This window comes from Parabacteroides sp. merdae-related_45_40, assembly GCF_001915675.1.
On sequence record NZ_MNQY01000086.1, the window covers coordinates 1 to 12,897 of the forward strand.

13 protein-coding genes and 1 pseudogene are annotated in these 12,897 nt (G+C 44.0%); 7 read left to right on the forward strand and 7 right to left on the reverse strand.

Annotated elements, in window-relative coordinates:
• The 3 genes from BHV83_RS10920 to BHV83_RS10930 form a co-directional block, all read right to left on the reverse strand.
• A partial coding sequence (locus BHV83_RS10920; RefSeq protein ID WP_286757513.1) for a hypothetical protein occupies positions 1–206 on the reverse strand: 206 nt, incomplete at its 3' end.
• Positions 207–320: 114 nt separating this feature from the next.
• The gene (locus BHV83_RS10925; RefSeq protein ID WP_286757514.1) at positions 321–1,502 is read right to left on the reverse strand and encodes a FecR family protein; all 1,182 of its coding nucleotides are present in this window, start codon (positions 1,500–1,502) and stop codon (positions 321–323) included.
• Positions 1,503–1,656: 154 nt separating this feature from the next.
• Positions 1,657–2,199 (reverse strand): RNA polymerase sigma-70 factor, encoded by a 543-nt coding sequence (locus BHV83_RS10930; protein ID WP_005649563.1) that lies wholly within the window; start codon positions 2,197–2,199, stop codon positions 1,657–1,659.
• A gap of 928 nt (positions 2,200–3,127) precedes the next feature.
• On the opposite strand from BHV83_RS10930, the gene BHV83_RS10935 reads away from it, so the two are divergent.
• The 6 genes and pseudogenes from BHV83_RS10935 (at position 3,128) to BHV83_RS10960 (ending at position 6,896) form a co-directional block, all read left to right on the forward strand.
• Entirely contained in the window at positions 3,128–3,478 is a 351-nt protein-coding gene (locus BHV83_RS10935) for a CidA/LrgA family protein (protein WP_005634472.1), read from the forward strand.
• Positions 3,471–4,169, forward strand: coding sequence for an LrgB family protein (locus tag BHV83_RS10940; RefSeq protein WP_005634474.1), 699 nt, complete (start codon positions 3,471–3,473; stop codon positions 4,167–4,169). The genes BHV83_RS10935 and BHV83_RS10940 overlap by 8 nt, the downstream gene beginning before the upstream one ends.
• Before the next feature lie 190 nt (positions 4,170–4,359).
• Entirely contained in the window at positions 4,360–4,923 is a 564-nt protein-coding gene (gene efp / locus BHV83_RS10945; RefSeq protein ID WP_005634477.1) for an elongation factor P, read from the forward strand.
• Positions 4,924–5,008: 85 nt separating this feature from the next.
• Positions 5,009–5,689 carry a RadC family protein gene (gene radC / locus BHV83_RS10950; protein WP_122121485.1) on the forward strand — a complete coding sequence of 227 codons (681 nt, stop codon included), beginning with the start codon at positions 5,009–5,011 and terminating at the stop codon, positions 5,687–5,689.
• 154 nt (positions 5,690–5,843) lie between these two features.
• On the forward strand, positions 5,844–6,161 hold the full coding sequence (locus tag BHV83_RS10955; RefSeq protein WP_005644651.1) for an SUF system Fe-S cluster assembly protein: 318 nt from the start codon (positions 5,844–5,846) through the stop codon (positions 6,159–6,161).
• 4 nt (positions 6,162–6,165) lie between these two features.
• A pseudogene (locus BHV83_RS10960) lies at positions 6,166–6,896 on the forward strand (UDP-2,3-diacylglucosamine diphosphatase).
• 564 nt (positions 6,897–7,460) lie between these two features.
• Here the strand turns inward: BHV83_RS10960 and BHV83_RS10965 are convergent.
• The 4 genes from BHV83_RS10965 to folP form a co-directional block, all read right to left on the reverse strand.
• The gene (locus tag BHV83_RS10965; RefSeq protein ID WP_005634493.1) at positions 7,461–8,660 is read right to left on the reverse strand and encodes an acetate/propionate family kinase; all 1,200 of its coding nucleotides are present in this window, start codon (positions 8,658–8,660) and stop codon (positions 7,461–7,463) included.
• A gap of 85 nt (positions 8,661–8,745) precedes the next feature.
• The gene (gene pta / locus BHV83_RS10970) at positions 8,746–9,759 is read right to left on the reverse strand and encodes a phosphate acetyltransferase (protein WP_005634495.1); all 1,014 of its coding nucleotides are present in this window, start codon (positions 9,757–9,759) and stop codon (positions 8,746–8,748) included.
• Between the two features lie 132 nt (positions 9,760–9,891).
• A complete protein-coding gene (gene cdaA / locus BHV83_RS10975; RefSeq protein WP_005644656.1) occupies positions 9,892–10,677 on the reverse strand; it encodes a diadenylate cyclase CdaA in 786 nt (261 codons plus the stop codon).
• A gap of 4 nt (positions 10,678–10,681) precedes the next feature.
• Entirely contained in the window at positions 10,682–11,542 is an 861-nt protein-coding gene (gene folP / locus BHV83_RS10980; RefSeq protein WP_151203486.1) for a dihydropteroate synthase, read from the reverse strand.
• Between the two features lie 96 nt (positions 11,543–11,638).
• Between folP and BHV83_RS10985 the strand changes: the two genes are divergently transcribed.
• Positions 11,639–12,897 (forward strand): UDP-N-acetylmuramoyl-tripeptide--D-alanyl-D-alanine ligase (locus tag BHV83_RS10985; protein ID WP_286757515.1); only part of this gene is annotated, 1,259 nt, incomplete at its 3' end.

Genomic DNA, 12,897 nt, shown 5'->3' on the forward strand with positions numbered 1-12,897 from the left:
CCCGATTGTTTCATAATAGCATCCAGAACTTGCTCCAAACGGGCGTCTTTAAAAGATAAATTCAACGTGTACTTTTGCTCTAAAAGAGTGGTTGAAGCCGAAATATCCGGCGAAATACTTAATAAATTGATGAGTAAAAATAAAAATAACGAGTGCTTTAAGACTTTTTGTGCATACACAAAAGCCCCATGTCTGCTTTTTTCCATAAATTTGTATTTTACAGGTTTAAACTGAGTTATAAAAATGTTTAGTAATCTGTTACGGGAGACAGTATCTGGTACATACTGTCTCCTTTTTGTGTTTTCATGATATCTAAGTCATCATACCTCCTCTCTTTTTTGTTTAACATAAATGATATTTCCTTGGCTTCGTTCCAATTTTACATCCGACGTAAAACTGATCAACTCCAATAATTGCTCCAAACTGATTTTCCGGTCTATGACCAAAGAAAAACGCTTATCTTTCAACTGTTCATTTTGATACCGGACGGTAAAATCATACCAATGCAACAACTTATTAAAGATTTCCTCTAACGCGGCATCTTTGAAAATATATTCTCCTTTTACCCAAGATGTATATAAATCCGTGTCTACAACCCGTATCCCGGACTTACGGCTTTCCTTATTATAACAGAACTGCTCGGAGGGGACAATCCGGAATTCTTCGCCACCATTCGCTTTTACAGCCACAGAACCTCCTACCAGTGTGACACGAGCCATTTGCTCGGACTGATAAGCCGAGACATTGAAAGAGGTTCCCAAAACCTGAACTGCGACTTCATCTGTCCTCACCACAAAAGGACAGTCCGGATTCTTAGCCACATCGAAGAACGCCTCTCCTTTCAACCGGACCTCGCGCATTTCTCCTGCAAAGCGAGTCGGATAAGATAACTCCGATTCAGCATTCAGCCAAACGTGTGTTCCATCTGCCAACTCCAGTTCGTAAGCATTCCCTTTCGGTATCACCAAGTGATTCCAAGACAGCTTTTCTTCATCTGAAGGTTGCTCCCGGTCCGACTCATACGAAAGTTGTCCAACCAGATTATTCCGAATCACCATATTGCCCTGCTGAATCGAAAAACTATCCTGCTTCAACGGAATCCGTTCCCCATTATCCAACAGTAAAGTCGGTTGATTTATGTTTTTCAATACATCTGCCTCAGCAGTCCAATCCTGCTCCGCAGGTCTGTTCATAAAATAGAGCCCTATAGAAAACGCAATAGCGACCAAGGCCGCATAAGGCAACCAACCTTTTAAGTTAAACTTTTTCTTCTTCTCTACAGTCTGGTTGCGTACCCTCATCCAAGCCTGTTCAACATCATATTCAGAATCATTCTGCTTTCCGACAGTCTCGAAACTGCGATATAGTTCACCCACTTGCTCGAACTGCTTTCTGTTGGCTTCCGAACAAGCAAGCCATTCATTCAACAGGCGATGCTCGTCTTCGGTCGCATCTTCGGACAGGACAGACAACATGATCTCATATATCGTTTCAGACTTCATTTGCAATACCTTTTATTATATGACAACAGTGGGCAGGAAAATGGGTAGGAAAAAATAAACTTTTTTCATGTATCTATGACAAATTCAGTCTGCATGTAATTTGTTTCCGGCAATGCCGAACATATATTCGTATATCTTCGACAATGTCGAACAGCTACACGACAACGTCAAAAACAGGTTTCATTAGCATAAAAAGCAAGACTGTTCCTTGTAAATCAATCAATTCTTCCCGCATAATTCGAAAAGCTTCTCCCAAATGATACTTGACAGTATTGACCGATATTCCGGACACTTCTGCTATTTCTTTATATTTCAATCCTTTTATACATTTAAGAAGAAATACTTGTTTACATTTAGGGGGTAGTTTACGAAGAGCCTCCCGCACTTCTTGTTTATACCGGAAATCATTCTCCTCTTCAGCTTGTCCATTCCACTCTTCTACAAGCGAGGCCAGAAAACTTTCTTTCGATAATTCAGCTTTATAGTAATTCAAGCAGCGGTTATAGACAGAGCGATAAGCATAAGGCAAAAAGTTATCCCCGTTGATCGTCAAACCGTCTTTTTCCCAAACGGCAATAAAAAAGCTTTGGACAATATCTTCTACAATTTGTTTATCTGACAAATAACGGGATGCATAGCGGCACAACTCCGCATAATACATCCGAAATAATTGCTCAAAAAGTAGTTCATTGACCATTTTTCCATTCAATTTTTCAATCTTATATGATAACTTAGAAGTACAAATATAGGGAAAAACAAGAAACAGGAGTGAAAACCATAGTAATCCATAGGGTAACCTCATCAAAATTCGGGAACCGTATGAAATATACCAAAGAAAAAACAGGACCTTATCATACAGGTTTTTCTCATTTCCTCTGTCACTGTATCACTGATTTCTTTCTATCAGTTGATATTCAAATTGTTTCATTAGTGATATATGCCCGTTTTCTCTATCACTGCCCTATCACTGACAATCCCCTGTCTCCCATCCCTGCAAATCACTCGATTATTTTATGCAAAAACGGGTGTAAAATAGGTAAAACCGGGTGTTTTTTATTGTTCAGCACGGTACTTTAGTTGCCGGACACCCCCATGTTGCCTCCTCTTACACCCGGGTGTAGAGGGGCGATACATCCGGGTGTAAAGGATGGTAACATGGGGGTGTTTACGGAATTATGTACTTGTCTTTACTAAAAAAAGAGAGGGCTTTTGTGGAACGAAGAACCGTATTTCGTCGATTTACTACCTGCCACATTCGTTTTTACATTTGTTTATTCGACTCTTTTATATGCTCTTTCAAAAACAAAAAGAGGATAGCACACTGATTCTTAATCATATATCAAAAGCTCCATATTTCAGAAGTGATAGAGGAGTGATAGAGGAAAACGTCTTGTATCACTGCCTCTGACGCTTGAATATGAATAGCTACAACCTTCGTTGTGATAGAGTGATAGAGGATTTGCAGAAAACTTTGTGTGCGGATCACGCCCTTGGAAAATTTTGATGCGGTTACCTTGAGCCATCCATAATGCTTTTGTTAAAATCGAAATTAAATTATATGTTGTAGAACATATTTCTTACAAAGATGTTATCTTTGCAGCGGTTATCTAAAAGACAGTAAGAATATGCTAATAGAAGCATTTTACATCCTCTTCTTCTATTTTACAGGAGAGTTTATCAGTTATTTTATCGACGGGTTTATCCCAGGTAGCGTAATTGGAATGGTGCTGTTATTCCTGGCACTGGCATTCAAAGTCGTCAAGCCGAACAAAGTGAAGAAGCTCTCCACGCTTCTGACCGAAAACATGGGGTTGTTTTTCCTGCCGGCGGGTGTGGGATTAATGAATTCGCTCGGTATCATTTCCCAGTATTGGGTTGTGATCGTAACAGCCTCCGTTGTCAGCACCATACTCGTAATTGCCAGCGTAGCACTCATCCAGCAAAAATTAGGAAAGGAAACGGACGAAAATGAATAACCTGGCACAATCGGAAGTATTTTCACTGACTCTGGTAATCGGTACTTATCTGGCTTCTTTGGCTTTGTACAGAAAGACGCGTATCAGCCTGCTGCATCCGCTTATTACCTCCATATTTGTTATTATCGTTGTCTTGAAAACGATGGATATCGAATACGAATCGTTTCAGAAAGGCAGCCACCTGATCCATTTCCTGTTGGGGCCGTCGGTCGTGGCGTTAGGATATGTATTGTATGAGCAGATCCAATACCTGAAAGGAAATGTGATTTCGATCCTGACGTCCGTCTTTGTCGGAGCGATTGTCGGGATTGTCAGCGTTATAGCGATCGGCGAACTGATGGGAGCAGATGCCGCGTTGGTCGCCACGCTCGAACCCAAGTCGGTCACGACACCGATTGCGATGGGCATTGCCGAGAAGTCAGGCGGCATTCCTTCTCTGACAGCCGTCATCGTAGTGGCGGTCGGAATATTCGGCAGTATTGTCGGGCCGTTCGTGATGAAAGTGTTAGGCATCGAAAGCCGCATAGCCAAAGGGTTGGCATTGGGCGCCTCTTCGCACGGGGTAGGTACTTCCGTTGCGATTCAGATCGGTGCGGTGGAAGGAGCTTTGAGCGGACTTGCCATCGGCCTGATGGGGATCATGACGGCTATCCTCGTTCCGGTTATCAGCTTTATTATCTCGCTTTTTTAACTTCCCGTTATCCCGGACTTGATCCGGGATCGTATTTAGCCCTTATACCCCCTCTGCATATCAAACTGATTTGCAACCTATTTCCAAATAAAATTACAGAAGTTTATTGTTACTTTAAGAGGAAAACACTACTTTTGCACCCGAAATCCATCACGAGATAAATTAACAATATAATATAAAGAACATTAGTATGATTAATTCACAGGACATCAAGAAAGGAACATGTATCCGTTTGGACGGTAAACTCTATTTCTGCGTCGATTTTCTTCATGTAAAACCGGGAAAAGGTAACACGATTATGCGTACAACCCTGAAAGACGTTGTAAAAGGCGGTCAGATCGAACGCCGTTTCAACATCGGTGAAAAACTGGAAGACGTACGCGTAGAACGTCGCCCGTACCAATATACATATCAGGAAGGCGAACACTATCATTTCATGAATCAGGAAACTTTCGACGATATCATCATCGACAAAAACCTGATCAACGGTGTGGACTTCATGATCGAAGGCCAGATTGTGGAAGTCGTTTCAGACGCTTCAACAGAAACTGTTCTGTTCGCAGATATGCCTGTAAAAGTACAGTTGAAAGTAACTTATACGGAACCGGGTATCAAAGGCGATACAGCAACCAACACTTTGAAACCTGCAACAGTAGAATCAGGTGCTGAAGTACGCGTTCCGTTGTTCATTGAAGAAGGTGAAATCATCGAAATCAATACACAGGACGGTTCTTACGTAGGACGTATCCGGTAAAATTTATGATTTATGATTTATGATTTATACGTTGACAAGATAAATCATAAATCATAAATCTAAAATCATCCAAAACTTTCTTGCTATGAAAATAAAAGAATGGGCAGAAGAAGACCGCCCACGCGAAAAAATGTTATTGAAAGGTATTGCTTCCCTCAGCGATGCCGAATTACTGGCCATTCTGATCGGCTCCGGCAACAGCCGGGAAACTGCCGTCCAACTGTCACAACGTATTTTAAATTCCGTCAATAATAACCTGAATGCTTTAGGCAAATTATCCGTCAAAGAACTGATGTCTAAGTTTAAAGGCATTGGCAAAGTCAAAGCTATCACAATCAATGCAGCCCTCGAACTTGGGAAACGACGTGGCAACAGCGATCCGGTTCAACGTCCCGTTATCCACTCCAGCAGCGATGTTTACCGGATTTTCTATCCCCTGCTCTGCGATCTTCCCCACGAAGAATTATGGATCGCACTCACGAACCGTTCTTCCCTGGTGATCGAAAAGGTCAAGATTAGCCAAGGCGGGATAAGCGAGACATCAGCCGACCTGCGCATCATCCTAAAAGCCGCAATCAATGCCCTTGCGGCAGGCATCATCCTCTGTCATAACCACCCTTCGGGCAATCCACACCCCAGCCGGCAGGACGACCTGCTGACACAACACCTTCGGGACGCTGCCCGCTTACTCGAAATACAACTGTTAGACCATATTGTCCTGGCCGACGGCAGCTACTACAGTTATTCGGACGAAGGAACCCTGTGAGATAAAGCTATGCTTTACGAAGGGTAACTCTATGCATTAGCCATCGTAAAGCTATGGGTTACGAAGCAGAAGCCACCCTTTCCTGTTATTAATTGTCAATTGTCAATTGTCAATTGTCAATTAATTCGTACGTTTGTATTCAAATTAAAGAAATATGAACAACGAATTCCTCCAAACAGAAGAAGCGATTGTCGCCATGCTTAAAACCGTATACGACCCGGAAATCCCGGTTAACGTCTACGATCTTGGCCTGATCTATAACATAGAGGTAGACGATGAGAAGAACGTTCGCATCGACATGACCCTCACCGCCCCCAATTGTCCTGCTGCTGATTTCATTCTGGAAGATGTCCGGATGAAGATAGAATCAGTCGATGGCGTGAACAACGTGGAAGTTAACCTCGTGTTCGAGCCGGAATGGGACAAGGAGATGATGTCCGAAGAGGCCAAACTTGAACTAGGTTTTTTATAAAGGCATGGATTCCCTTCGACAGAAAATATATTTTGCATCGGACGCCCATCTTGGTGCCCGTTTCCATAAAGACCCGCTTGCCGTCGAAAAGAGACTGGTACGCTGGCTGGACAGCATCAAAGACGAGGCGATGGCTATCTATTTCCTAGGGGATATGTTCGACTATTGGTACGAGTATAAATACGTCGTACCGAAAGGCTTTGTCCGTTTCCTTGGTAAACTGGCGGAACTATCCGACAATGGAGTGGAAATCCATATATTTATCGGCAATCACGACATCTGGATGTTCGACTATCTGCCAAAGGAGATAGGTGCGATCATCCACCGGGATGTGCTCACTGTAGACCTTTTAGGCAAACGGTTCTTCCTCGGACATGGCGACGAGGTAGACTATAGAAGCAAGGCATTCCGTTTCCTTCGCACCCTTTTCCGTAATAAATTCTGCCAATGGCTGTATGCGGGCATCCATCCCCGCTGGACGTTCGGCTTCGCTCTCGGCTGGTCGCTCAGCAGTCGTAAAAGCGGATTAAAAAAACATAAGACAAGGGAAGCAGCCGAATACCAGGGCGAAGACCACGAGTATATGGCCCTCTTTGCAAAAGAATACCTCAAGACACACCCGGATATCAACTTCTTTATCTTCGGACACCGCCATATCATGCTCGACTGCAATATTTCTCCTATATCGTCTGGGACGGGGAAATGCTGTATATGGAGCAGTTCGAAACAGAGTAAGAAGAGAATTAGTTTTTACTAATATTTATCGTTACATTTGTATAATCATACTAAATAGAAAGACGATGCAAACTGAACTCTCCAATATAAGCAAAATCAAGCATGCTTCACTTCAATAGAAATTGGTGGCTTAACAGTCATTACCGGAATTAACGATTCTGGTAAAAGTACGGCAGGTAAAGCTTTGTTCTGTGCAATCAAAGCTCTATCAAGCAGTGAAGGAGATTCTTTTGAGTACAAAACCCGTATCGTTCGAGAATGTATTAATACCCATCTTAAATCAAACAACGGAACAGCATTAATAAACGATGTATTCAGAACATTTGCACAGAAGGGGCGGAACAGTCATCTGTCATATTATCCGATGAGACAGGATAATGTCTTTTTACAATTCAAGACAATCAGGTTGTCAGATCTTTTAAAGATGAAAGTTTCTATCTACCCCTTGTTTATTGTAAAGATTTTGACCGTTTCATTTTATAAAAAAAGACCGCCCCAACCGGTGTCGGGGCAGTCTAAACACTAATCCTAATGTTTTGTAAGCTGTGAGGATTAGAATAATTATTATTTACCTAATATATCCATTGTATCGGCAGCGATCATATATTCTTCGTCTGTCGGAACCACAATGATCGTAACCTTGCTGTCCGGTGTGCTGATGACCATTTCTTCACCACGCATACCTTCATTCTTTTCAACGTCAATCTTCATGCCCATGTATTCCATGTTTTCACAAACGACACGACGTGTCGCCCACTGGTTTTCACCGACACCACCGGTCCAAACCAAGATATCGCAACCACCCATGGCAGCAGCATAAGCACCGATATATTTCTTGATGCGGTAGTTGTAAACATCCAAAACCATAGTAGCACGTTCATCGCCTGCCTCTACGGCTGCTTCCAAATCACGCATATCGGAGGAACCACCGACCAAGCCGGCAACCCCACTCTTCTTGTTGATCAAGTCTGATAAACCATGACCATCCAATCCTTCTTTTTCCATGATAAAGGAAAGAGCACCAGCGTCTACGTCACCGCAACGAGTACCCATCAGCAGACCTTCAACCGGAGTCAGCCCCATAGAAGTATCAACACATTTGCCATGATCTACGGCAGCGATGGAACCACCGTTGCCTACATGAGCCGTAATGATCTTCTGTTCTTCATAAGGAACGCCCAGGATTTCGCAAGCGCGACGGGAAACATAGCGGTGGCTTGTTCCATGGAAACCGTAACGGCGCACACCGTATTTCGTATACATCTCGTAAGGCAAACCGTACATATAAGCCTTAGCCGGCATTGTCTGGTGGAAAGCCGTATCGAATACTGCTACCTGGGGAATACCCGGAATCAATGCTTCCATAGCATCGATACCCTTCAGGTTAGCCGGGTTATGTAACGGAGCCAGATCCGAACATTCGATTACCTTGTTGATCACATCCCGGTCGATCTTCACGCTGGAAGCGAACTTTTCACCTCCATGTACCACACGGTGGCCGACAGCGTCGATTTCGTTATATTCCTTGATGCAGCCGTATGTCTTGTCAGTCAGAATACTCAGGATAAATTCGATACCTTCCTTGTGGCCGGGCATTTCTTTTTCCAAAACAACTTTCTTACCGTCTTTGTCGGTCAGTTTCAGGAATGCACCGGGCAGACCGATCTTTTCGATACCACCTTGTGCCATTACTTCACCGGATGTCATATCGAACAATTTATATTTAATAGAACTACTACCGCAGTTTAATACTAATACTTTCATGATTTAATGATTTATGAGTTGGGATTTTAGGAATTTATGAATTATGATTTATCATCGTCACATAAATCATAATTCATAAATCAAATTATTTATTCGCTTTCAAACCTATCGACTGGTTACATGCAATCGCAACCATCTTATAGATATCGTCAACAGAGCAACCGCGAGACAGGTCGTTAACCGGAGCAGCCATACCCTGCAGGATAGGACCTACAGCTTCTGCACCTCCTAAACGCTGAACCAGCTTATAAGCGATATTGCCCACTTCCAGAGTCGGGAATACCAAAACGTTAGCCTGTCCGGCAACATCGCTGCCCGGAGCCTTCAATGAAGCGACCTTTTCAACCAAAGCGGCATCGGCCTGCAATTCTCCGTCAACCTTCAGGTCGGGAGCCATTTCTTTTGCCAGACGGGTAGCTTCGACAACCTTGTCGACCATCTCGTGAGAGGCACTGCCTTTCGTAGAGAAACTCAGCATGGCGACACGCGGTTCCATTCCTACGATATCGCGGGCTGTAGCAGCTGTAGCAATAGCGATACTTGCCAATTCTGGTGCTGTCGGATTCGGCATTACGGCACAGTCGGCAAATACCAAAATGCCTTCTTTACCATACTGGGGAGTCTTTGTAAACATCAGGAACGCACCTGAAACGCAACTCATACCCGGAGCAGTCTTGATAATCTGTAAAGCGGGACGCAACACATTGCCGGTCGTGTTCTGTGCACCAGCGATTTCACCGTCGGCATCGCCGGATTTAATCATCAGGCAGGCAAGAAACAAAGGATCTTCTACTAAAACGGCAGCCTTTTCAGGAGTCATACCCTTTTTCTGGCGCAGCTGGAAAAGCAGGTCTGCGTAAGCGGCTTTCTTTTCGTGATTCTTCGGATCGATAATAGTAGTTTGTCCGATGTGGTTCAACCCGTACTGAGCAGCCAGGCTGTTGATTTCAGCGGGGTTGCCAATCAGGATAATGTCTGCAACTTCGTCGGCCACTAAACGGTCGGCAGCTTTCAATGTTCTTTCTTCTGTTCCTTCAGGAAGAACGATACGCTGTTTGTTTGCTTTAGCGCGTGCAATAATCTCTTGCATTAAGTCCATAGCGGAAGATCTGTTTTTATTATATTGTTAGTTAGATATCACAATAATCGGGTACAAAAGTAGGCAAAATGCAATATAGAGTTTGCAAAATCAGTAAAAGATTTACATGCAGACCTATCAGTTTCAGAACATTTAACAATAATTTGTTACTTCCTTCTCCCCTGACAGGATTTGTTGCAAATCCTCTGCCGTAACGTTCACTTCTATTTTACCATTATGAGCGACCGATATCTTCCCACGTTCTTCTGAAACGATGATTACCAGTGCATCCGTTTCGAGCGACATTCCCAAGCCGGAACGATGGCGTAATCCCATATCTTTCGGCAAATTAGCGTTTTGGGCAACCGGAAGAATACAGCCGGCAGCCTTGATACGGTTGTCCGCAATGATCATGGCGCCATCATGCAAAGGACTGTTTTTGAAGAATATATTTTCGATCAGGCGGGCATTGACATCAGCATTGAACATTTCACCGGTATGCTCATAAACGGTCAGATCGACATCCTGCTGGATGCATATCAGTGCTCCCGTCTTTTTCTTCGCCATATTCATGCAGGCCAGGACAACCGGGGCAATAAACTTCCCTTCGTTCTCCTTGTCATGGTTCTTCTTCGAAAATATTTTTCCCAGGAACTTCCATCCCCTGTGCGAACCAAGTGCCACCAGAAAACGACGTATCTCATCCTGAAACAAAATCACCAGTACAAGGAAACCGACACTGATAAACTTGTCGAGTATCGCTCCCATCAAACGCATCTCCAACACTTGGGAAACCAGAATCCAGACAATAATAAACGACACTACTCCACTAAAGATAGCCAGAGTTCCGGAATTCTTCATCAGCTTATATGTCTGGTACAAGAAGAAGGCTACCAATAAAACATCAATCAGGTCTTTTATTCCGAAATTCATCCACATAATATTAACAGTTGAAAGTTGAAAGTTGAAAATTGAAAGTTTTCGAAACGAGTTTGACTGCTTCTACTGCGGCTTTTACGTCGTGGACACGAAGGATATCCGTCCCATTCAACAAAGCAATCGTGTTCAGGACTGTCGTTCCATTCAGGCTGTCGGCTGGTGTTCCACCCAGATATTTATAAATCATGCTCTTGCGGGAAACACCGACGAGCAAAGGTAAACCGAAATCCTTAAACTCACGCAGATGTCCCATTAACGTATAATTCTGGTCTACCGTCTTACTGAAACCGAAACCGGGATCCAATATAATATCGTTCACTCCCAACAAACGGAGCTGTCGGACTTTCCGGGCAAAATAGAGCATAATCTCCTCCATTATATCTGCATAATCGGTATGTTGCTGCTTCGTCTGAGGAGTTCCGCGCATATGCATCATTATATAAGGTACATGCAAACGGGCGACCGTCTCAAACATTCCAGCATCCAACTCTCCTCCCGAAATATCGTTGATTATCGCGACGCCGTATTCTTCGACGCAACGACGTGCCACATCCGCCCGGAATGTATCGACAGACAGGGTCACATCCGGATAATGCGTATTCAGTATTTTCAAGGCAAAGGCCAGACGTTTCATCTCCTCTTCCGGTGAGACCTCTGCGGCATCGGGGCGGGAAGAATAACCTCCGAGGTCGATGATCTGTCCTCCCTCGGATAAAATTGCCTGTATGCGTTCTTCAATTGCAACTTCCGTCTGCTTCCTACTATCGGCATAAAAAGAGTCGGGAGTGACATTCAGAATCCCCATCACCAGCGGAGTATCGAGTGAGGTAAGCGTTCCTCTAATATTGAGCGTTTTATGTAACATTCTTATTTTTCTTTCCGACAAAGATAAAGGTAAATACATTAAATCACTACATTTGCGCAAAATAACTCTCATAGAAATTATAAAGGGAAAAAGACTATGACTATTCCTGAACTATATGAATTGTTTATACACAATCCGAAAGTGACAACCGACAGCCGAAACTGCCCTCGCGGTTCGATTTTCTTTGCCTTGAAAGGGGATAAATTCGATGGTAACCAATATGCAGAAAAAGCGCTGGCATCCGGTTGCGTGTATGCGGTAATCGACAATCCGGATTATTTTATAGGAGAACGCACAATCCTTGTGGACAACGTGCTGACGACCTTGCAGCAATTAGCGCACCGCCACCGTAAAGTGATCGGCTGTCCGATTATCGGTATCACCGGAACAAACGGAAAGACAACGACCAAGGAACTGCTGGCTTCCGTCCTGTCTACCAAATACAACCTTCTCTACACCGAAGGCAACCTGAACAACCATATCGGCGTACCTCTCACCTTGCTCCGCCTGACGCACGACCACGAAATGGCTGTGATCGAAATGGGAGCCAGCCATCCGGGCGATATCAAAGAGTTGGTCGACATAGCACAGCCAAACTACGGGATTATCACCAATGTCGGGCGTGCCCATCTGGAAGGTTTCGGCTCATTCGAAGGTGTGATCAAAACAAAGGGTGAATTATACGACTATATGCGCCGCACGAAAGGTAAGATATTCATCAATCAGGATAATAAATATCTGAAAGAGATCGCCAATGGAATCGAACAGGTCACATACGGTTCCGATGAAACGGCTTTTGCCTGGGGATGTGTAGTCAGCTGCAATCCCTACCTGACTTTCGAATGGAAACAACAGGGCAAAATCCACACAGTGGAAACCCATCTGATCGGTAACTACAATCTGGACAATGCCTTAGTTGCCGTTGCTGTTGGCCGTTTCTTCAAGATTCCGGCAGAACGCATCAGCCGTGCCATTGCCGCTTACGAGCCGACTAACAACCGTTCACAACTGAAAAAGACTGAAAATAACGAACTGATCATCGATGCCTACAACGCAAATCCGAGCAGCATGAAAGTCGCTTTAGACAATTTCGCCACAATGCCTGTCTCGCCCAAAGCTCTCATCTTAGGTGACATGCGCGAATTAGGTCCTACAAGCGACGAACTCCATACCGAAGTCGTAGCCCGGATCAAGGAAGGTAATTACGATAAAGTATTTCTGTGCGGCGAACATTTCCAAAAAGCCGCCGGAAAAGACTTCACCACCTATGCCACAACAGAGGAGCTGATCGAAGCCTTGCGCAAAAATCCCTTGGAAGGATATCATGTGCTGATAAAGGGATCGCACGGGATGGC